Here is a 21,235-nt window from a genome sequence, read left to right as displayed (position 1 = left end):
CGATGGGACGACCTGGACTCTCATGTCCAGGTCGTATTTCGCTTTGACGGCCTGTTCCTGTCGTCGGCCGGCCGACCCCGGCAATCCTGAAGCAGCAGGATATTCGGCTCCATTTCCTGGATTTTTCCCAGGAGGTTGCCCCAGCACCCCTCCAGATGAGCGCCGTGGAGAGTGTTCCACAACCGCACGGTGATGCGCATCCAGCCATTTCTCCCCACCATGAATGCGCTCGCTCTTTCCCGCAGGCGATCCTCGTGTGGCTCGTTCGTTGTGCCGGCCACGTCGGCCTGGGCCGGCACCAGCCCGGACTGGTGATCGAAGGCGGCCAGAAGATGCACGGTGCCGTGCTCGGCCAGGCGAGCGCCGCGTAGCGCCTTGCCATTCACCGCGACGGGCCTGGAGTCGCAGGTCACTTGGCACCACGGTCGTCAACGCCACCTTGCCGAAGCCTGCTTTATCGGCTGAACCGTTATTCGTAATCTTTCGTGCCCGATCCGCCCTGTCGAATTCAGAACTCCAGACTGAATTCGTCAACACTGCGGCCACGCGGCGTCCCCATCAGCTATATATCAGCTGCCGTTGCACCGCCAACGAAGGGTACGTCCATGGCCAGAACGCGCCAGAAAAGGCGTGCCCCCTCCGCCCCCCGTACCGAGGAGGCCGGAGGATGGAAAGCCATGCGGACGTGGCTGGCGGGAATTGTCAGCGCCGTGATCGTCGCGGCCGTCGGGGTCGTGTTCGCCGCCTGGTTCAACGCGCGCGGCTCCGACACCGTCGAGAGCATCAGCGGCGAGCCCCCGATCAAGGTCGGCCACGTGGCCGTCGACTACGCCGCGCAGGACACCACCCTGAGGGAAGCGGTGACCGACCCCGCGGAGCGGGCGATCCTGCAGGGCAGCGCGTCCGGCTCGCGACGCGACACGGTCATGACGCGCCACGACCGGGCCCCGCTCGAGACCGCCGACCTCACCGTCACCCTCGTCGGCAACCGCAGCAGCGTGCGCATCGTCGACATCCAGCCGCGTGTCCTCGACCGCAAGCCCGTCTCGGACGGCGCGCTGTTCGTCTACACCTCCGGCGGGGAGGTCGCCACCATCGAACTCTCCGCCGACCTCGACGAACCCGCACCCCGCTTCACCAGTCCCAAAACCCCGGACATCTCGTACTTCAGAAAGAAGCAGATCGACCTCAGACAGGACGAACAAGTCACGCTGTCCATGACGGTCAAGGGCACGGCCGCCTACTACGCCTTCGACCTCGTGATCACCGTGCTCGCGGGGGACCGGACCGAGCAGATGACGATCCAGGGGCCGGACAGGACCCCGTTCCGGGTCACCGGTACCTCCGGCACCTACCACGCCTACTACACGATCTCTCCGCTCGGCGGCTGGCAGCCGATCTCCAGGAGCGGCGCGTGCGCGATCGAACGGAAGCTCGCCAAGGCCGGGAAGTGCTGACCGCGCGCAGGCGCCGGTCGGCCGCGATGCTGCTCGTGGTCATCCTGGCGACCTGCTCGGCCGCGGCCCTGGACAACGTCACGAGGCTGCCCCGCGTACCCGTCGAGTGGCGTGCGTCGTGGTCGGTGCCCGCGGACGCCGAGAACGGCGTCATGTTCCTGAAGGCCGCGGGCCACGCCGTGTCCGCCCGGGCGGTCACCGTGGCGACGCGGCAGGGCACCGTGAGAATCCACGACCCGCGCACGGGCGCGCTCCGGCGCACCGTACCCGCCGACCCGGCTCAGCCCGCGCCCATCACCGGCGTCTGGATCGCGGGCGACACGCTCGTCGTCGCCAGAGGAGAGCCGGACGGCGCCGAGCAGACCCTGTACGGCCACGACCTGGCCACGGGCGCGCAGCTGTGGCGGCGCACGGTCGTCACCGCCCTCCGTCAGCCGCGGCTGAGCGACACCGGCTCGTACTACGGCCCGCGGATCATGGCGACCGAGCACGGCATCGTGGTGTTCGAGCAGGCAGACGAGCCCCTCGACATCCAGGCCCTCGATGCACGGACCGGAAGGCCCACGGCCAGGGTGACCTACCCGCGAAGCTGCCGGCTGACCGGCGCCGCGACGGCCCGATCGGTGCGGCTGCTCAGCTACTGCCAGGGGAACGAGCTGCGGCTGGCCTCGATGGATCCGCGCACCCTGCGGCAGGGATGGACGCGCGTGCTGCCGTCGTCGTCCTCCCCGAAGAACGGGGCCCCGTCTATCATGCTCACGGCCAACGCCGAAGGGTACGTGCAGGCCAGGGCGGGCGAGGACGACTTCTTCCTCGACCCCGACGGCCGCCTGTTGTCCACCGGCTCGCAAGCCGTCAAGGTCACGGATCCGGACCGCTGGAACCCGCCCCTGTACGCCGGCTCCTCCACCGTGGCGAACGACCAGGGCCGCGCCCTGCGGAACTCCACCTGGCCGCTGCCCGCCTACCTGATCTCCATGGACCCCGGCACCGGGCGGCTCGGCGGGCTACCGATCGACCTGCCCGCCCACCTGGTCTCCCTTGCCGGGGAAATCCGGGACATGGCCTTCGTGTTCAGCGACGTCCCCGGGGACGGGCGGCTCACCGCGTACAAGCTGATCTACGGGACCGCCCGCCCGAAGACCGCCTGGCCGGACGCCTGCGGCCTGCTGACCGGCCGCGACCTGGCGGCCTTCGCGGATGGCTACCGCCCGGCCCCGGCAGCGGACGGCGCGGCGAAATGCGACTGGATACCGCCGGCCGACGACGGCGCCGTCGTCTCGCTGTCCGTGGAATGGGTGTCGTCGTCGGACGCGAGCGCGCGCAAGCTGTACACCGCCGAGGCGGCCGCCGTCGAGGAGACCGGCGACATCGATCCCACCACCGAGGCCCCGGGCTTCCTGACCTACACCGAGGCCGAGACGAACGGCTTCTACGGCGCGACGATCATCAACGTGGGCCCCGTCATCGTCCGGCTGACCTCGTCCTCACGGCAGGCGGTGCGACTCCTCTCCCCGGTCCTGCGCGACCATCTGCTCGCCCGGTACAAGCCGGGCGTTCGCGCCCCCACCCCCGTGCGCGAACGCGGATGGAGTTTCCCGACGGACGCGGCCGTGCGTACCGAGCCGGTGGTGACCGGCGGCGTCGTCTACGCCACCAGCGGCGACGGCACGGTGTCCGCGCTGGACGCCGCCACCGGCGCGGTGCGGTGGCGGTACCGGACGGGCGGTCCCGTGGAGGACGGCCACGTGGTGGCGCACGGCACCGTGTACGCGGCCAGTAGAACGGGCAGGCTGGTGGCGCTGGACACGGGCACCGGCCGCCCGAGATGGAGCCGCAGGATCACCGTGTTCGGTCGCCTCGTGGTCGCGGCGGGCCGCCTCTACCTCTGGACCAGGCACCCCGCCTGGTCCTCGAAGGCCGAACTCGTCGCGCTCGACGCCGCCTCCGGCAAGCAGCTGTGGAGCTTCCAGCCGGCGGGCGACATGCTGACCCCCAAGCCCGTGCTGGCCGGCGACGTCGTCCTCACCGGCAGCGACCACGGCGTGATGTACGCCCTCTCCCCCGCCACCGGAACCGAGCAACGGCGCTACCGACTCGGCACGGAACACGACCGCATCCTCCTGCTACGGGCCGGCACGACCGTCTACGCCACCAGCAGCAACGGCGACGTGAACGCCGTGGACGCCGTCTCGGGCGAGATCCGATGGAGGTCACGGATCACCGGCACCATCTCCGTCCGTCCGGTGGTGGCCGGCAGGACTGTGTACGTGGGCGACGACGAGGGCACCACGCACGCGCTGGACGCCGCGACCGGCGCGCCCCTGTGGGCTTTCCAGGCCGAGGGCGACCAGCCCATGTTCGCATGGAGCGCCGCGGTGGCGGATGGACTCCTGTACACCGTCGGCCGCGACCGTACGCTGTACGCGCTCGACACCGCGACGGGCCGGACGCGCCGGCGCCTCCCGCTGCCCGGCGGCCGCGACACCGGCCCCGTGGCAGCGGACGGAACCGTCTACGTCTCCGACCGCGAGGGAACGCTGTACGCCCTCGACCCCGCCACCGGTGCGGTGCGATCGAGGTTCCGGACCGGCGGCAACGCCCAGACGGACCCTGTCGTGGCAGACGGCTTCGTGTACGTCGGCAGCTCCAACGGGAACATCTACGCCCGCCCCACGGCAGGCCCGTAACGGCCGATGTGTTCGCGTACCCGACGCGGTGCCCCGCGATCCCCGCCAGAGACCAGTGCGCGTTGAGCCCGCTCGGGTTCGGTAGCACCCACACCGGCACTCCAGCCACCGACTCAGCCTGCAACCCAACAACCGCCTTAGGACGGGGGAAAGCAGTCCGGTACGCCGACACTCCCAACACCGCCAGCACCTTGGGCCGGACGCGAGCCACCAGCTCCTCCAGCCGACGGCCGGCCTCCACCAGCTCCTCCGGCGTCAGCTCCGACGCCTTCGCGCTCGCCCGCGCTACCACGTTTAGTCAACAGCTCCAAACAACCTGACCGCCGCGTCGACTCGCGACCTGCCACCCGCATCCCGGACATCCTGGGCGGATCGAAGAGGGGCTGGCAGCCTAATCAGGGCCGAGAAGGGCTACCAAGGCGAGAAAGGCCGGATCGTCACCCCGGCCAAGCCGCAACAATCCCGCTCGCAGAAACAGGCCAACTGCGCTCGACTCAACAGCCCAGCGAGAGTGCCGAAGCGCTGGTAAAGGACGCGTCCTCCACAAACTGCGACGCTGCCCACACAAGGCCAGACAGCTCTGCAAGGCAATCATTGTGCACCAGACTAAGGACTCGCCCGTCGAAATCCGCCGGCTTCAACAGCCACATGCTTATGAACCGGCGCTGACGACGCAGCGATTTCTCTATCCGCTCGCGAGCGCCTGCACGACAACCAGTTCTCCCGGGTTCACCAGCGACCCCTTTACTCGCTCCAAAGTTTGCCGGTCGTTCTCAAAATCTGCAGCATAAAATGGAGTTATGGCCAAATGGACATCTGGCCTACTGGCGGAATTCAGCATCACCTGTGTTGGCCGATTATCCGCAGAGATATTCCATCCGCGGCGCACTAGAGCCGCCACAGCCCCATCGACCGTATTCCCGGCTTTTGAGGAAACGACGATCACTACCGTGTTGATGACATCGATGTCTCCATCTACGTCTCCTTCACTGGTAGCCTCAACAACCACCTTGCCAATGCTGTGCACATCATCAAGAACACCCGGATCAACCTGGAATCTCGTTGGCCCACAGGCAGAGAAGAGAAGACATGAACTTAAAAGAATAAGTGCCAGTACATTGCGCTCCATTCCATTACATTTATTTTCAGACCACATTCTTCCTCGAGCACCTGCTTTCAACGACACGTTCGGCGGCTCGACCTGACACATGCCCAGTACTTGCCAGTCGTCCCTCCGATCGCCCAGGCTTCTTCGAGATAATCTCGTCGAGCTAACGCAACTTTTGAATTTGTAGTGGTGAGTTCGTCACCTTTCATCCACTTTTGGATTTGTCAGAGTGTGGCGGAGGGATGCCTCCATTCGACAACGCCGCTTTGTATTCCTTGAGGTCAATGGTACCCCCCGAGCAGCCGCAATAGGCGACGGCCGCTTCCCATGAGCTAAGTTTATCTTTTCCGTTATACGATACATTTTCCTCAGATGGTCCATCCATGCTGCAGCCAAATGGATGGAAACGCGGGCGCTGCCAACCAGCATGAACCCAATGGCGCCAGCACCATACTTATTTGTATTGGCATACTTACTACCACCGAGCTTGATCAGCATCATGCGAGCCTTGTGCATCTCCAGCTGAGCGACACCAACCGACGCGGCCGCACCTCCGTTGAGCTTCACGAATTTGTTTACAGCGTACGATCCCAGGTCGCCGAGAAACCGGCCACCGACCTGCTCTTTCCACGCCTCCCTTCGTAGAGAAGAACGGCCGTCAACGCATCCTCGAAGGTGCCGTACTTTTTGGCCGCCTCTGCTATACCGAGAAAGACATTAAGGCACGAAAGGTCGGAGTCACCCCTCTAAGGGCCGCGAGATTTGATCGACCTCGAGCCGAAATTAGGTTCTAAAACGTCGTTGAACCAATCCGTCATTCCTCGCGATAAGCATCAACCTTGACGATTACAAGAGATTCATCCGAAACAGCTTTGCCCTGCAACACCTTCAGGAGATCAGGTTTATACTGAAGGGCCGCAGGATCGAACCGATCCACAGATAATACTGCACGCCATCTAGCAGATTTCATCGCCACACCAAGCCGCCCCTGCCCTATGACCTCCCATCCTTGCCCGCGGAGAAGGCTCGTCGCCTTCCCCGCCGCCCCCTGATGCCTCGCGCTTCGGACATCGATGATAAACGTGTAAGCAATATCAGACTGGCCGTCATGGCTTAATTCGTCGCTGCCCTCCGCCTGCACTTTGCCGATACGGCGCACATCGTCGAGCGCAGCGGAGGGAACCTGGTGAACGGGAGCGGGAAACAACTCGCCACGGACGGCAAGGAGGGCTGTTCCGATAAGCAGGATCCCTAGAACACTTCCCGCCAAAAGCCCTCTTACTGGCAGGCCGATTTGCGACGCTCTAGAGTGCACGCCCAATATGCCCAAACTCACCCGTCCGTTCTATGCGCATCCAGCACCAAGAAACCATCCGATCCATGTTCAGAGCGCGCGCTACGCAGGGCCCTTTCGACAGACGATTCATATCGCCCAGATGACTGGAAGAAGCCCGAACTGAATATTGTTATCCTCGTTTTTCTCCATTCATTGGAATGCATTTCGATCCACTGAGACGGGCGTTCATCGGCGACTTTCCAGCCTTGACCCTGCAAACGGGCGCTTGCGGCGGCCAGCTCGGACTCGACACCTGAGCCATCGACATCGACAATGATCAGTCGAGTGATTACGCTGGAGCCATCGGATATGGCCTCGGTTTCAGTCTCTGCCAGCACTCTTCCGACGCTTCGCATATCACCGAGAACATGCGTATCAACTTCAAGTGGCTCGGCCTCTCCCGAACATCCAGAGATGAGAAGAGCAAACGAGAGAGCGACCACCGTGCGTATAACTACGTTATACACCTTCATTGAATCAAACCTTACTCGGCAAGCCTTTGAGTAGATGCCATTGCCACTACTGGCAACCTATAAGGTTAGACAGACGAAGCGTAACTTCCGCCCAAAACGACGACAAGATCGAATTTAAGTCATACAAAGATCACGGATGGTGACTTACCCCTCTTGATCACCACAGGGTGCACCATGGACGCCGACTCAGCGGCCGATGTGCTCGTGTACCCGGCGCAGCTCGTCCGCGATCCCCGCCAAAGTCCAGTGCGCGTTCAACCCGCTCGGGTTCGGCAGCACCCACACCGGCACACCCCCGACCGCATCCTCCTGCAACCCCACCGCCGCCTTCGGCCGGGCGAACGCCGTCCGGTACGCCGACACCCCCAGCACACCCAGCACCTTGGGACGGACGCGAGCCACCAAGGCCTCCAGCCGCCGGCCGCCCTCCACCAGCTCCTCCCGCGTCAGCTCCGACGCCTTGGCGCTCGCCCGCGCCACCACGTTCGTGATGCCCAGCCCGTACGACGGGAGCAGGTGCTGTTCCGACGGGGACAGGAGGCGGGGGGTGAAGCCGGACAGGTGGAGGGCGGGCCAGAAGCGGTTGCCGGGGCGGGCGAAGTGGTGGCCGGTGGCCTCCGACATGAGGCCGGGGTTGATGCCGCAGAACAGCACGTCCAGCGAGGGCCCGAGCACGTCGTCGATCACGCCCTGGAGGGTAGCCGATCCGTACGGTGCACGAGCCGCCCGAGCGGTGAGGGGCGACTTCGCTCCGAAAAGGTCAGCCCATCTCCTCCAGCTTGCGGCCCTTGGTCTCCTTGACCCACTTGGCGACGAAGAGGAAGGACAGGACGGCGAAGAACGAGTACATCGCGTACGTCATCGGCAGGTTCCACTCCGCCAGGGACGGGAACGACACCGTGATCGCCCAGTTCGCGATCCACTGGGCCGCGGCGGCCACGCCCAGGGCGGCGGCGCGGATGCGGTTGGGGAACATCTCGCCCAGCAGCACCCAGACCACGACGCCCCACGACAGGGCGAAGAAGAGCACGAACACGTTGGCCGCGATCAGCGCGATGACGCCCTGGGCGCCCGGCAGTGATACGGCGCCGTTCACCGTGCGGGCGGAGCTGAACGCCCAGGCGGCGGTGCCCAGTGCGATCGCCATGCCGGCCGAGCCGATGAGCAGCAGCGGCTTGCGTCCGATCCGGTCCACGAGGGCGATCGCGATGAACGTGCCGATGATGTTGATCACCGAGCTGGAGAAGCTGATCAGCAGGGAGTTGGCCTGCGTGATGCCGACCGACTGCCACAGCACCGACGAGTAGTAGAAGATCACGTTGATGCCGACGAACTGCTGGAACACCGACAGGACGATGCCGACCCACACGATCGGCAGCAGCCCGGCCGCGGGACCGCGCAGGTCCTTCATGGTGGGCCGGGCCTCGGTGCGCAGCACGTGCTGGATCTCGTGGACCCGGTCGTCCAGGTTGATCTCGTCGCCCTCGACCTCCCGCAGCACCCGCCGGGCCTGTTCGGTGCGGCCCGCCATGATCAGGTAGCGGGGCGACTCGGGGATCGTCGAGGCGAACAGCAGGTAGAGCAGGGCCGGCACGACACAGGCGCCGAGCATCCACTGCCAGGCCTGCAGCCCCCACAGATGGTTGTTCACGTTGCCGCCGGCCAGCCGGGCGAACATGTAGTTGACGAGCTGCGACACCGCGATGCCGAGCACGATCGCGAGCTGCTGGAAGGACCCCAGCCGCCCCCGGTAGGCGGGCGGCGCCACCTCCGCGATGTACGCCGGCCCCAGCACGGATGCCATGCCGATGGCGACACCCGCCAGGAACCGCCACGCTCCGAGGTCCCAGACGCTGAACGGCAGCATCTGCCCGATGGAGCTGACCGCGAACAGGACGGCCGCCACCTGCATCGTCCGCGTACGGCCCCAACGGTCGGCCAGGTTGCCGCCCACCCAGGCGCCGGCGGCCGAGCCGAGCAGCGCGATGGCCACCACGATGCCGATCTCCACGGCGCCGACGGCGAAGAACTTCTGGATGCCGACGACCGCGCCGTTGATCACCGCGCTGTCGTAGCCGAACAGGAACCCACCTATGGCCGCTGCGGCCGTGATGAAGACGACATGTCCCAGGTTCTCCTGGTGAGCGGGCTGAGCAGCCATGCGGTCCCTCCTTATGAGACCGGCATCTACCCCTCAGAAAGCACCTATATCGTCGGGCTTACGCAATCTTGACGTGCGGGCTCACAGCCAGCCCATGCGCTGTGCCGTGCGGATGGCTTCCAGCCGGTTCTGCGCGTTGAGCTTGGTCATCGCGCTCGACAGGTAGTTGCGCACCGTGCCCTCGGTCAGGTGCAGCTCCGCCGCGATCCGCGCGATGGTCGCGCCGTCGCCGGCCAGCCGCAGCGCGTCGCGCTCCCGATCGGTGAGCGGGCTGTCGCCGGCTGCCATCGCGGCGGCGGCCAGCTCCGCGTCGAGGTAGCGCCCGCCCGACTGGACCTTGCGGATGGCCATGGCCAGCTCCTCGGCGGAGGCGTCCTTGCCGAGGAAGCCGCTGACGCCGGCCGCCATCGCCCGCCGCAGGTACCCGGGCCGTCCCAGGCTGGTCAGGATGACGATCTTGCACTGGGAGCTGATCTGCTCGGCGGCGCTCAGGCCATCCATGCCGGGCATCTCGATGTCGAGCACGGCCACGTCGGGGCGATGCTCGGTGACGGCGGCCAGCACCTCGTCACCCCGGCCGACCTGCGCGATCACCTCGATGCCGTCCTCCAGGTCGAGCAGCGCGGCCAGGGCGCCGCGGATCAGGTGCTCGTCGTCGGCCAGCAGCACACGCGTCGTCATGCCGCGTCCCCTCTCCGGCGACCGTCCCCGGACACGAACGATCGACCGTCCCCGGACACGAACGATCCCCCGCCGTTCCCCGGCGCGGACGCGGTCACGCGGGCACCGCCGCGCGCAGGACGTACGCGCCCTCGCGGGTGGGCGCCGCCTGGAGCGTGCCGCCCGCGGCGCTGACCCGCCGTGACAGGCCGCCGAGCCCGTCCGGCGCGTGGTCGCCCACCGGGCCGGTCACCCCGTCGTTGGACATCTCCAGCACCCCATCCTTGATCGTTATCGAGCAGCGCTCGGCCTTGCTGTGCTTGAGCACGTTCGTGGCGCCCTCCCGGACGACGGTCGCCAGGAGCGTACGGGTCTCGGGCCCGAGTGCGGCGGTGTCCGCCTCGACGGCGCAGCGCACGCCCGCCGCCTCCAGGACCGCGCGCACGCCGGCGAGCACCTCGTCGAGGTCCAGCGTCCGATAGCTCTGTACGGCCAGGCGCACCTCGCGCAGCGCCTGCCGGGCGGTGTCCCGCACCTCGTACATGCGGGCCGCCGCGGCCTCCGGGTCCGACCGGAGCAGCTCCTCGGCCCGCTCGGCTCCGGCCGAGATGCCGGACAGACTCTGCCCGAGCAGGTCGTTCAGGTCGCGGGCGAACCTCAGCCGCTCCTCGGAGACGGCCAGCCTGGCCCTGGCCTCCTGGCCCTCGTGGGCCGCCTTGGCCAGCCGCCACAGCCACAGGTTCACGCCGACGCAGCCCACGATGAGCACGGTGAGCACCGTCTGGAGGAGGACCACGGGCCAGAGCACGGCCCCCGTGAGCAGCGCGAGGTAGACGCTCACGACGACGATGGACGCGGCGGACGCCGCGACGACGGTGCGCTTGCGGGTGAACGGCGCCAACATGCCCAGCCACAGAGCGGGGCCCCAGAGCAGCGCGACCGGCGACAGCACGAGCGCGATCACGCCGGAGACCCACAGGACGGCCGTCGGCCGGCTGCCGCCCCTGACCGCGAGCCGGAACGTCCGGCAGGCGAGAACCAGCAGGACGGCCAGCAGCACACCGGCCCCCACCGCCAGTGGCGCCGGGAACCCCTGCTCCCAGATCGCGTACAGCGAGAAGAAGCCGCTCAGGGACGTGAGGTGGAGGAAGTCGATCGAGTAGACGATGAGCCACCGGACCTTGTCGAGCTTCGTCGCCCGCCTGAACCTGAGGACCTTGTCGAGGTTCGTCGCCCGCCTGAACCTGAGGACCTTGTCGAGGTTCGTCGCCCGCCAGATCCGGAGGACCGTGTCCAGTTTCGTCCCCCGCCTGGCCGGGAACCGGCCCGCTCGCCCGCTCATGCCCGCACCGCCGCCCTCAGCACGAACTCGCCGCCGTGATCCGGGCCCGCCGCGAACGTCCCGCCCGCGGCGGCCATCCGCTCGGACAGCCCGCGCAGGCCGCTACCGCCGCGCTCCCCGCCCGCCCGGCTCCTCGCCTCCCCGACGGTCTCCAGCGGGTACGCGGCCGTGGGCGCCGGGAGGCGTACGCCGTCGTTGCGCATCTCCAGGGCGCCGTCGCGGATCGTGATCGAGCACCGGGTGGCCGTGCTGTGCTTGAGGATGTTCGTGGCGCCCTCGCGGACCGCCCAGGCGAGCAGCGCGCGGGCCGCGGGCGACAGGTCGGCGGTGGCGGCGTCGATCACGCAGCGGGCGCCGGCCGCCTCCAGCGCCGCCCGTACCCCGTGGAGCTCCTCGTCCAGGTCGAGCGTCCGGTAGCCGTCCACGGCGACCTGCACCTCGGCCAGCGCCTCCGCGGCCAGCCTGCGTACGTCAGCCATCTCCCGCTCCGCCTTGCCGGCCCCGGCGTCCGAGCGGGTGGCGAGCTTGGCGGCCAGCTCGCTCTTCAGGGAGATCACCGAGAGGCTGTGCCCGAGCAGGTCGTGCAGGTCCCGCGCGAACCGCAGCCGCTCCTCCGCCACGGCCAGGCTCGCCTTGGCCTCCTGGCTGTCGTGCGCGTCCCTGATCGTCCACCACAGCCACCGCCACAGCCACAGGGCGACGGACATCATCACGGCCATGGTCCCCTGCACGATCAGCACCGGCTGCCACGGCTGGTGCGTGATCACCACGACGGCGGTCACGGTCAGCCCGAGCACGACGGCGCCGGTGCCGATGCCCGCCCACATCGGCAGGTACAGCACCGCGCCCGACAGCCACAGGTACATCACCATGGCCCAGGCCCCGTCGCTCGTACCGGTGCCCGATGCGGTGGGCAGCAGCGCCACCGCGCCCGCCGCCAGCAGGCCGGCCACGACGAGCTTGGCTGTCGGCCGCGGCCGGGTGTCGAAGGCCTCGCGCAGCAGGAACGGGTAGAGCGCGCACGATCCGAGCAGGCAGACGCCGACGACGACGGCGTGCGGGACGGTCATCTTTCCCTCAACGGTCATCGCCGCGACCATGGCCACGAACGAGAGCGCCAGCAGGGCGACCGTGCCGTCCATCCAGTAGACGAGGATCTTCCGCGCCGTGCGCGCCTGGCCCGCCACCGCCTCTCCCCCTCGCCGGCTACGTCGTCGTCGCTTCGCCGAAATCCTATAGTTCGGGCGGGAGTGTGCCAGTGGGGTCGCTCAAGGGGATCGGTCCCGGCGGTGTCGTTCAGGCGAGGGTGTGCCAGAGGACGCGGGCCACGGCCGGTTCGGGCTCGGCGCCGCGCAGGGACAGCCAGGCCAGGTCGTTGCGGGCCACGAACGCGGCCAGCGCACGCGCGTCGGTCTCGTTCAGGTCGGCGGCGGCGCCCAGGACGGGCGTGAGCGCGACCCGGTGCCACGCGTCGGCCGGGCCGTCCAGGCCCTGGATCTCGGCGACCTGCCGCACGGCGGCGCGCACGGCCGAGGCGACGCGGCGCAGCCTGCCCGGGGGCGCTCCGGACGGCTCGATCGGCGACAGCAGGTTGACGGTGGCGACGTCGACGCCGTGCGCGCGGGTGAGGCGCAGCATCGCGACGTCACGCTCGGCCAGGCCGTCCGACCGGAGCGGCAGCGTGAAGGTCACGGGCAGCCGCCGCTCGCGCTGCAGCAGAGCCAGGGCGCGCGCCCGCCGGATCACCACGGCCCGGTCGGCGCCGTCACCCGACCCGCCGTCGTCCGACCCGCCGTCGTCCGACCCGCCGCCGCCCGGCTCGACGGCGCTCGGCTCGATGTCGAGGTACGCGGCGCCGAGGCGGGCGACGACGTCTCCGTAGGCGGCGGCCAGGCTCTCGGGTGTGGCGCAGGTGGCCGCGAGCTCACGACCCCGGGACCCGCCGAGTACGACGCCCGCACCGCCCCCTTCCTCCCGTAACGCCCGGATCCCCGCGACGAGCGCCTCGTCCGTGTCCGTCAACGGGGTGGCCGATGAGGAGGTGGTCCAGGCGGAGGCGCAGGTGCCGGGGCCGGCGACCAGGTGGCCGAGGGCGTACCAGCGCGTTCCCGTCAGCCGCGCGTCGGCGGCGAGGTCGAAGCCGGGGTCGCGGCCGGGCTCGGCGAAGCGGACGAAGGACGCGGGCCCAGCCGTGGCGGCTCCGGGAACGTCGGGAGGCCGGGGCCGGGCGAGCGCCGGCGAGGTGGCGGCCGGGACGAGGTCGGGCATGGCGCGGGCCGGCAACAGCGTGAGCGACATCCCTGTCGCGGCCGCCAGGCCCAGGGCGGCGAGAAGCGCCAGCGGGCGCGGAAGCGTGCCGGCCTCCCGCCCGCGCCTGGACCCGCCCGGCCGCGCAGCAGAAGACCGCTCGCGCGAGGACCGCTCGCGCGAGGACCGCCCTCCGGACCACCGCGAGCCGGACAGCCGCGAACCAGACATGCGCCACCCCGAGTCGTCGGCCGATCACACAGAGCGTTGACGCGACGCTAGCAAGCCTGGGGGCAGCACCGGGGGTGTTCTCCGGATGCTGTCCGGTCCATGCCGATAATGGCGGTATGAAGTTGCGGATCTTCACGGAGCCCCAGGAGGGCGCGACCTATACCGACCTGCTCGCCGTCGCCCAGGCCACCGAGCGGCTGGGCTTCGACGCCTTCTTCAGGTCGGACCACTACCAGCGCATCGGCGCCGGCGATCCGGGGCCCGGCTCCACGGACGCGTGGATCACGCTGGCCGGTCTGGCGAGGGAGACCTCCAGGATCAGGCTGGGCACGCTGGTGACGCCGGCCACGTTCCGGCTGCCGGGGCCGCTGGCGATCAGCGTCGCGCAGGTCGACCAGATGAGCGGCGGCCGGGTCGAGCTGGGGCTCGGCACCGGCTGGTACGACGGCGAGCACGCGGCGTACGGCATCCCGTTCCCGCCGGTGGGTGAGCGGTTCGGCCGGTTCGAGGAGCAGCTGGAGATCATCCGTGGTCTCTGGACCGCCGAGGGGCCGTACTCGTTCGAGGGCGCCTACTACCGGCTGGCCGACTCGCCCGCGCTGCCGAAGCCGGCGCAGCGCCCGCGCCCGCCGATCATCATCGGCGGGGTCGGCGCCAAGCGGACGCCGCGGCTGGCGGCGACGTACGCCGACGAGTACAACGTGCCGTTCCACACCCCGGCCGAGACGGGGGCGGCGTTCGACCGGGTACGGCGGGCGGCAGACGAGGCCGGGCGCACGCTCATCCTGTCGGCGGCGCAGACCGTGTGCGTCGGCCGTGACCAGGCCGAGCTGGAGCGGCGCGCCGCGGCGATCGGCACGGGTCTGGACGAACTGCGCGAGAAGGGGCTCGCCGGCACCCCCGCCGAGGTTCTGGACAAGCTGGGCGCGCTGGCGGAGCTGGGGGCGGAGCGGGTGTACCTCCAGGTGATGGACCTGGCCGACTCGGACCACCTGGAGCTGATCGCCGCCGAGGTGCTGCCGCACGTGTAAACGCCGTGGCGCGGTTTCGCCCGGTTGCGGCACACTTGGCGCGTGCTGCTGACGATCTCGACGACCGCGAGACCGGCGACAGACCTGGGCTTCCTGCTGCACAAGCATCCCGACCGGGTGCAGGAGTTCGGGCAGTCGTCCGGCAAGGCGACGGTGTTCTACCCGGAGGCGGGCGAGGAGCGCTGCACCGCCGCCCTCCTCCTGGAGGTCGACCCGGTGACGCTGGCCCGCTCGCGCGGGAAGGGCTCGCCGGACTTCAGCCTGTCGCAGTACGTCAACGACCGGCCCTACGCCGCCTCGTCCCTGCTGGCCGTCGCGCTCGCCGACGTGTTCCGCACGGCGCGGGCGGGGCGGTGCGCGGCCCGGCCGGAGCTGGCGGCCGGGCCCCTGCCGCTGGAGATCCGGCTGCCGGCGCTGCCCTGCCGGGGCGGCCCCGACCTGGCGCGACGGCTGTTCGAGCCGCTCGGCTGGGAAGTGTCGGCGCAGGCGGTGCCGCTGGACGAGGGATTCCCGGAGTGGGGCGACTCGCGGTACGTGACGCTCGTCCTCACCGGGAGCGTCCGGCTGGCCGACGCGCTCAACCACCTGTACGTGCTGCTGCCGGTGCTCGACGACGCCAAGCACTACTGGATCGCGCCGGACGAGGTGGACAAGCTCATCCGGGCCGGTGAGGGCTGGCTGGGGACGCACCCGGAGCGGGGGCTGATCACGCGGCGTTACCTGGGCCGCCGCCGGGCGCTGGCCCGTACGGCGCTGGCGCGGCTGGCGGAGCTGGGCGACGAGACGGAGGAGGCGCTGGAGCCGGCCGTACCGGAGGAGGGGCCGACCGCGACGCCGGCCCCCGACGGCGAGCAGCCGGACGCCACCGTCCAGGAAGAGCAGCAGGAGCAGGCTCCGGCGGAGGCCGCCGGGCCGCGGTCGCTCAGCGGGAAGCGGCGGGAGGCCGTGCTGCTGACCCTGGAGGAGCTGGGCGCGACCAGCGTCATCGACCTCGGCTGCGGCCAGGGCGAGCTGGTCGGCGAGCTGCTGGCCCGGCCCCGGTTCGCCCGTGTCGGCGGCATGGACGTCTCCCCCATGGCCCTGACCGTCTCGGCGCGCAAGCTGAAGCTGGAGCGGATGCCCGCCGCCAGGCGCGAGCGGCTGACCCTGTTCCAGGGCGCCCTGACGTACACCGACAAGCGGCTGGCCGGCTACGACGCGGCCGTGCTCATGGAGGTGGTCGAGCACGTCGACCCGCCGCGCCTGGCGGCGCTGGAGCGGGTCGTGTTCGGTCACGCCCGGCCCCGGCACGTGCTCGTCACCACCCCGAACATCGAGTACAACGTGCGCTACGAGTTCCTGACCGGACTGCGTCACCCCGACCACCGGTTCGAGTGGACCCGGGCCGAGTTCGCCGCGTGGGCCGCCGAGGTGGCCGGCCGGTACGGCTACACCGTCGCCCTGCGGCCCGTGGGCGAGGACGACCCCGAGGTCGGCCCGCCGACGCAGATGGGAGTGTTCACCCGTGATCAGCGTTCCTGAGCTGTCCCTGGTGGTGCTGGTCGGCGTGTCCGGCAGCGGGAAGTCGACGTTCGCCGCCCGGCACTTCAAGCCGACGCAGGTCATCTCGTCCGACTACTGCCGCGGCCTGGTCTCCGACGACGAGAACGACCAGTCCGCCACGTCGGAGGCGTTCGCGCTGCTCCACCACATCGTCGGCGTGCGCCTGTCGCGCGGCCTGCTCACCGTGGTCGACGCGACGAACGTGCAGTACGGCGCCCGCAAGGCCCTCATCGACCTGGCCAAGCGGCACGACGTGCTGGCCGACGCCATCGTGCTGGACGTGCCCGAGGAGACGGCCATCCAGCGCAACGCCACCCGTCCCGACCGTGACTTCGGGGCCGGCGTGGTGATCCGGCAGCGCAAGGAGCTGCGCCGCTCGCTGTCCAAGATCTCCAGGGACGGCTTCCGCAAGGTCCACGTGCTGCGCGGCCTCGACGCCGTCGAGAGCGCCACCGTGACGTACGAGAAGGCGTGGTCGGACAGGCGTGAGCTGACCGGGCCGTTCGACGTCATCGGCGACGTGCACGGCTGCCGCGCCGAGCTGGAGGAGCTGCTCGCGCGGCTCGGCTGGCAGGGGGTGCGGCACCCGGAGGGGCGGACCGCGGTGTTCGTCGGCGACCTGGTGGACCGCGGCCCCGACACTCCGGGCGTGCTGCGGCTGGTCATGGACATGGTCGAGGCGGGCACGGCGCTGTGCGTGGCCGGCAACCACGAGCAGAAGCTGGTGCGCGCGCTCAACGGCCGCAACGTCAGGGCGACGCACGGTCTCCAGGAGTCGCTGGACCAGCTCGCCGCCGAGCCGCCGGAGTTCGCGGAGCGGGCGCGGGCGTTCATGGACGGGCTGATCAGCCACTACCGGCTCGACGGCGGCCGGCTCGTCGTCGCGCACGCGGGCCTGAAGGAGGCGTACCACGGGCGCGCGTCCGGCCGGGTCCGTTCCTTCGCCCTGTACGGCGAGACGACCGGCGAGACCGACGAGTACGGCCTGCCGGTGCGCTACCCGTGGGCCGACGACTACCGGGGCCGGGCCATGGTCGTCTACGGCCACACCCCGACCGTGCGGCCCGAGTGGGTCAACAACACGATCTGCCTCGACACGGGCTGCGTGTTCGGCGGCGAGCTGACGGCGCTGCGCTACCCGGAGCGGGAGCTGGTGCAGGTGCCGGCCCGGAAGGTCTGGTACGAGCCGGTCAAGCCGCTCGGCGGCCCCGCACGCGAGCCGAACATGCTGAGCGTCGACGACGTGCGGGGCACCCGGTACGTCGAGACGCGCTTCGGCGCGCGGGTCAAGGTGATGGAGGAGAACGCCGCGGCCGCGCTGGAGGTGATGAGCCGGTTCACGGTGGACCCGCGCTGGCTCGTGTACCTGCCGCCGACGATGGCGCCGCCGGAGACGTCCACGCTGGACGGCTACCTGGAGCACCCGGCCGAGGCGTTCGCGGAGTTCGCCGCCGCCGGGGTGGGCGAGGTCGTGTGCGAGGAGAAGCACATGGGCTCGCGGGCCGTGGCCGTCCTGGCGAGGACGCCGGAGGTGGCGCGGGACAGGTTCGGCGTCACCGACGGCAGCACGGGGGCCGTCTACACGCGTACCGGACGCCCGTTCTTCCACGACAACGGGCCGCTCGTCGAGAGGCTGCGGGAGGCGTGCGCGCCGCTGTGGGCGGAGCTCGGCTCCGACTGGGTGGTGCTCGACTGCGAGCTGCTGCCCTGGTCGGCCAAGGCGGGCGAGCTGATCAGGACGCAGTACGCCTCGGTGGGCGCGGCGGCGCGGGTGGCGCTGCCCGAGGCCGTGTCGGCGCTCGAAGCGGCGGCCGGGCGCGGGGCGGATGTGGGCGGACTGTTGTCCCGCACCCGGCGCCGCTCCACCAACGCTGCCCTGTTCCGCGACGCCTACGCCCGCTACTGCTGGCCGGTCGACGGGCTGGACGGGGTACGGGTGGCGCCGTTCCAGATCCTCGCCTGCGAGGGGCGGGCCACGGCGCTGGAGCCGCACGCCTGGCACCTGTCCACGCTGGCGCGGCTGGACTCGCCGCTGATCACGCACACGCGCCACCTGTTCGTGTCGCTGGACTCGGCGCAGTCGCGCGCCGAGGCGGTGGCCTGGTGGGAGTCGCTGACGGCGGCCGGGGGCGAGGGCATGGTGGTCAAGCCGGCCGCGTACACGCCGGGACGGGTCCAGCCGGGGGTGAAGGTGCGGGGCCGCGAGTACCTGCGCATCATCTACGGGCCGGACTACACGGAGTCGCTGGACGTGCTGCGCAGGCGCTTCCTGGGCAAGAAGCGGGCGATGGCGCTGCGGGAGTACGCGCTGGGGCTGGAGTCGCTGGCCCGGCTGTGCGAGGGCGAGGCGGCCTGGCGCGTCCATGAGCCGGTCTTCGCCGTCCTGGCCCTGGAGTCGGAGCCGGTGGACCCCCGCCTGTAGGCCGGGCGGCGCCCGGGTCGAGCCGCCTGGTGGAATCGGGTCGGCCGTGGGCGCCCACCGGCCTATCGGCGTACCTTGAACTTCAGGTGCAGCACCCGGTCGCCCTGGATGACCACGTGCGGGTCCTCCAGGAGATGCTGCCCCTCGATGCTGCCGAAGAAGCGTTTGCCCGACCCGAACACCACCGGCACCACGTCCATCGCCACCTCGTCCACGAGACCCGCCGCGAGGATCTGGCCGCCTACTTCGCCGGCGTTCACACCGATGGTCCGCTCCCCGGCGAGCTCCTGGGCCTTGTCGATCGCTGCCGTCACGTCATCGACGAAATGGTACGACGCCTCGGGGTGCCAGCCCTCGGGCTTGGGCCGGTGGGACACCACGACCACGTGGTCGCCCGCGGGCGGCTTGCCCTCCCAGCCGTTCACCAGGTCGAACAGGGTGCGGCCCATCACGATCACACCGATCGACTCCCACATCGGCCGGACGTACTCCACCGACGCGCGTGAGACCTTGAGGCGGTTTCCCGTTCCGGAATGGTCGTACTCCTGGTCGCCGCCTTCGGTGATCGGGGTGTCCCCGCTGAAGTACCAGTCGTGGAGGGATCCGACGTCGTCCTTCTCGTCGGCGATGAAGCCGTCCACCGACACCACGTTGTGCATGATCACTGTGCCCACGGGTCCTCCTGGAGTCGTCCTGCGCGTTCGCCTCCGATCCTGTCGTGCCGGGGGGCTGCCGGGCTTGTAAAAAATCAATCAGCGGGCATCGGGCCGCTGTCCGGCGGGAACCCTCGCTCGGCGGGGAATCGGCGCCGCAGGTCCAGGTATTCCGTGGGGGTGTGGCCGGTGAAGTCCTTGAACTCCTTGCTGAAGTGGGCCTGGTCGAAGTAGCCCGCCGTTTGGGCGAGCTCCGACCAGTCGACCGGACGCAGGGGGTCCACGGAAAGGATCAGCCGCGCGAAGCGGTAGATCCGCGCCACCCGCTTGGGGGTGATCCCGACATGGGACTTGAACTGCGTGGCCAGGTGATTGCCACTCACCCCGGCTGCGTCGGTCAGCGCACCGACCGGGAGCGCGCCGTGCGAGGTCGCCAACCGCCCGCCCGCGTGCTGGACCAGGTCGAGACCGCGCGACGGCGCCTCGGCCAGTCGCGACCGCAGCTCCTCCTCCACCACCCGCAGGGTCTCGGTGGCCGATGCGCTGTCGCCGAGCCGGTTGCGGATCCGGTCCGAGGACCGTCGCCAGACGGCGTCGACCGGCACCCATCGGTCCCGCAGCTCGGTCGCCGGCATGTCGACGAACGGCGAAAGTCCCCAAGGCTTGAAGTGCACCCCGACGAGCCGCACCCGTGCGGGGTACTCGAGGAGGAAACGCCTGGTCCGTACACCCATGAACCACCCATCGGTGAGCACCGCCGGCAGCGCTGAAGGGTCGCGATCCCACAGACGGGCGGGTTCGCCCAGGTTGACGAACAGGTGTGCCGACGGCATCGGCGGGACGTTCATCCGGGGGTGGCGCGGCACCCCGGTCAGGCAGTAGATGTCGTCGATGAACCGGTCGAGCGGCGGGGCGGGCACCCGGCCGACGTATTCCATGGGCTCAGTGTGGCGGACGAGAGCTCAGTTCACGAAGGAGGTCGCCGGTGGAGGGCACCACTCCTTGACCGCCTCCACGATCTGGGCGGCCTGCTCCCGGGTCACGTCGGTGAAGCGCTCCTGGGCGTCGCTCGCCAGTTCCTCCCCCGGCTTGCCGTCCAGGATGTCGCGGCAGGTGGCGCGGGCCCGGCTCAGCGCGGCGCCCTCCTCGGGCGCCAGCCATGGGGCGATCCGCTCAAGGCGGTGCAGGTACGCCTGGTCAGGCCCGGCCGTCTCGGGGGCGAGGCTCGTCACGACCAGGACGACGCTCACGCCGGCCACGAGCGCCGTGCCCGCCACCGCGAGGACCCGCGTCCTGCGTTGTCCTCCACCCGTCTCGGCGGGTGCGAAAGCCTGCGGTTCCGGCGTCTTGGAGGAGGTCGGCTGACGGCGCATGTGGCGCACCGTACGCCCCACATGACCACCGCCATCCGCTTTTCCGCCGAATGGATGACCGAAACAGCCGGGAAGGGCCACCCCTTACCTGGCAGGGAGTCACGGGCGCAGGCAGGCGGAAGCCCCCGCCGCGTGGGCGGCGGGGGCTCCGGCAGGTGGTCCTTGGCGTCAGGCCGCGGACTCCGTGACCTCGGCCTCCAGCGGCGTGACCGCGGCGATCAGGTCGGCGAAGTCCTTGCGCGGGACCTCCAGCACCACGTCCGGCCTGTCGACGTGGTGGATCTCGACGTGGTCGTTGAGCCTTCGCGCGACGACACGGTTGCTCATTCGTGCTCCTTCCGAGGGGAGACTGCCTGCCTGTGGCCGTGCCCGGGGTCTACGCGGGAGACGTTCGCAGCCGCCCGCGCCGCCCCGTTCCGTAAGGGCCCGGCCACCGGGAGTCAGCCTGCCATCCGGGCCGATGGCGGGCGGCCCGCACCTGCGGGGCCGGGTAGAGACATGCCCGCCCT

19 protein-coding genes and 1 pseudogene are annotated in these 21,235 nt (G+C 69.8%); 5 read left to right on the top strand and 15 right to left on the bottom strand.

Going from position 1 to position 21,235, the window contains the following annotated elements; translation table 11 throughout:
- Positions 1-20: 20 nt before the first annotated feature.
- Positions 21-413 carry a hypothetical protein gene (locus ABZS51_RS15595; RefSeq protein ID WP_355440730.1) on the bottom strand — a complete coding sequence of 131 codons (393 nt, stop codon included), beginning with the start codon at positions 411-413 and terminating at the stop codon, positions 21-23.
- Between the two features lie 264 nt (positions 414-677).
- Here ABZS51_RS15595 and ABZS51_RS15590 point away from each other — a divergent pair, with 264 nt between their 5' ends.
- Both ABZS51_RS15590 and ABZS51_RS15585 read left to right on the top strand, forming a co-directional pair.
- Positions 678-1,457, top strand: a complete 780-nt coding sequence (locus ABZS51_RS15590) for a hypothetical protein (RefSeq protein WP_355440728.1) — start codon at positions 678-680, stop codon at positions 1,455-1,457.
- The gene (locus ABZS51_RS15585; protein ID WP_355440726.1) at positions 1,415-4,147 is read left to right on the top strand and encodes a PQQ-binding-like beta-propeller repeat protein; all 2,733 of its coding nucleotides are present in this window, start codon (positions 1,415-1,417) and stop codon (positions 4,145-4,147) included. The genes ABZS51_RS15590 and ABZS51_RS15585 overlap by 43 nt, the downstream gene beginning before the upstream one ends.
- Positions 4,148-4,253: 106 nt before the next feature.
- Here the strand turns inward: ABZS51_RS15585 and ABZS51_RS15580 are convergent.
- The 10 genes and pseudogenes from ABZS51_RS15580 to ABZS51_RS15535 form a co-directional block, all read right to left on the bottom strand.
- Positions 4,254-4,358: pseudogene (locus ABZS51_RS15580) on the bottom strand (mismatch-specific DNA-glycosylase); the annotation flags it as partial.
- 474 nt (positions 4,359-4,832) lie between these two features.
- Positions 4,833-5,357 carry a hypothetical protein gene (locus ABZS51_RS15575; protein ID WP_355440724.1) on the bottom strand — a complete coding sequence of 175 codons (525 nt, stop codon included), beginning with the start codon at positions 5,355-5,357 and terminating at the stop codon, positions 4,833-4,835.
- Positions 5,358-6,069: 712 nt separating this feature from the next.
- Positions 6,070-6,591: a hypothetical protein gene (locus ABZS51_RS15570; protein WP_355440722.1), complete on the bottom strand. Its 522-nt coding sequence runs from the start codon at positions 6,589-6,591 to the stop codon at positions 6,070-6,072.
- Positions 6,588-7,064, bottom strand: coding sequence for a hypothetical protein (locus tag ABZS51_RS15565; protein ID WP_355440719.1), 477 nt, complete (start codon positions 7,062-7,064; stop codon positions 6,588-6,590). The genes ABZS51_RS15570 and ABZS51_RS15565 overlap by 4 nt, the downstream gene beginning before the upstream one ends.
- Before the next feature lie 186 nt (positions 7,065-7,250).
- Positions 7,251-7,751 (bottom strand): G/U mismatch-specific DNA glycosylase, encoded by a 501-nt coding sequence (mug, locus tag ABZS51_RS15560; RefSeq protein WP_355440716.1) that lies wholly within the window; start codon positions 7,749-7,751, stop codon positions 7,251-7,253.
- Positions 7,752-7,824: 73 nt separating this feature from the next.
- A complete protein-coding gene (locus tag ABZS51_RS15555) occupies positions 7,825-9,225 on the bottom strand; it encodes a sugar porter family MFS transporter (protein WP_355440713.1) in 1,401 nt (466 codons plus the stop codon).
- An 81-nt stretch (positions 9,226-9,306) separates the two neighbouring features.
- Positions 9,307-9,906 (bottom strand): response regulator transcription factor, encoded by a 600-nt coding sequence (locus ABZS51_RS15550; RefSeq protein ID WP_310710969.1) that lies wholly within the window; start codon positions 9,904-9,906, stop codon positions 9,307-9,309.
- A gap of 94 nt (positions 9,907-10,000) precedes the next feature.
- Positions 10,001-11,227 (bottom strand): histidine kinase, encoded by a 1,227-nt coding sequence (locus ABZS51_RS15545; protein WP_355440710.1) that lies wholly within the window; start codon positions 11,225-11,227, stop codon positions 10,001-10,003.
- Entirely contained in the window at positions 11,224-12,414 is a 1,191-nt protein-coding gene (locus ABZS51_RS15540) for a histidine kinase (RefSeq protein ID WP_355440707.1), read from the bottom strand. The genes ABZS51_RS15545 and ABZS51_RS15540 overlap by 4 nt, the downstream gene beginning before the upstream one ends.
- Before the next feature lie 109 nt (positions 12,415-12,523).
- A complete protein-coding gene (locus ABZS51_RS15535) occupies positions 12,524-13,705 on the bottom strand; it encodes a hypothetical protein (protein ID WP_355440704.1) in 1,182 nt (393 codons plus the stop codon).
- A gap of 116 nt (positions 13,706-13,821) precedes the next feature.
- Here ABZS51_RS15535 and ABZS51_RS15530 point away from each other — a divergent pair, with 116 nt between their 5' ends.
- From ABZS51_RS15530 to ABZS51_RS15520, 3 genes are read left to right on the top strand one after another with little or no spacing between them, the layout of a single operon-like run.
- Positions 13,822-14,736: an LLM class F420-dependent oxidoreductase gene (locus ABZS51_RS15530; RefSeq protein ID WP_355440701.1), complete on the top strand. Its 915-nt coding sequence runs from the start codon at positions 13,822-13,824 to the stop codon at positions 14,734-14,736.
- Between the two features lie 42 nt (positions 14,737-14,778).
- A complete protein-coding gene (locus tag ABZS51_RS15525; protein ID WP_355440698.1) occupies positions 14,779-16,257 on the top strand; it encodes a 3' terminal RNA ribose 2'-O-methyltransferase Hen1 in 1,479 nt (492 codons plus the stop codon).
- A complete protein-coding gene (locus ABZS51_RS15520) occupies positions 16,241-18,700 on the top strand; it encodes a polynucleotide kinase-phosphatase (protein WP_355440695.1) in 2,460 nt (819 codons plus the stop codon). Before ABZS51_RS15525 ends, ABZS51_RS15520 begins: the two co-directional genes overlap by 17 nt.
- A 62-nt stretch (positions 18,701-18,762) precedes the next feature.
- Here ABZS51_RS15520 and ABZS51_RS15515 read toward each other — a convergent pair whose 3' ends face one another.
- The 4 genes from ABZS51_RS15515 to ABZS51_RS15500 all read right to left on the bottom strand — a co-directional run bounded on the left by ABZS51_RS15515 (position 18,763) and on the right by ABZS51_RS15500 (position 21,053).
- Positions 18,763-19,374, bottom strand: coding sequence for a dihydrofolate reductase family protein (locus ABZS51_RS15515; RefSeq protein ID WP_355440692.1), 612 nt, complete (start codon positions 19,372-19,374; stop codon positions 18,763-18,765).
- A 74-nt stretch (positions 19,375-19,448) separates the two neighbouring features.
- Positions 19,449-20,291 carry a helix-turn-helix domain-containing protein gene (locus ABZS51_RS15510; protein ID WP_355440689.1) on the bottom strand — a complete coding sequence of 281 codons (843 nt, stop codon included), beginning with the start codon at positions 20,289-20,291 and terminating at the stop codon, positions 19,449-19,451.
- 24 nt (positions 20,292-20,315) lie between these two features.
- A complete protein-coding gene (locus ABZS51_RS15505; RefSeq protein WP_355440686.1) occupies positions 20,316-20,726 on the bottom strand; it encodes a DUF732 domain-containing protein in 411 nt (136 codons plus the stop codon).
- Between the two features lie 168 nt (positions 20,727-20,894).
- Positions 20,895-21,053 (bottom strand): hypothetical protein, encoded by a 159-nt coding sequence (locus ABZS51_RS15500; RefSeq protein WP_310710959.1) that lies wholly within the window; start codon positions 21,051-21,053, stop codon positions 20,895-20,897.
- Positions 21,054-21,235 lie beyond the last annotated feature (182 nt).

It is taken from the genome of Nonomuraea sp. NPDC005501 (assembly GCF_040605905.1).
GTDB lineage: Bacteria > Actinomycetota > Actinomycetes > Streptosporangiales > Streptosporangiaceae > Nonomuraea.
This window is presented reverse-complemented; position numbering and strand designations above follow the sequence as displayed.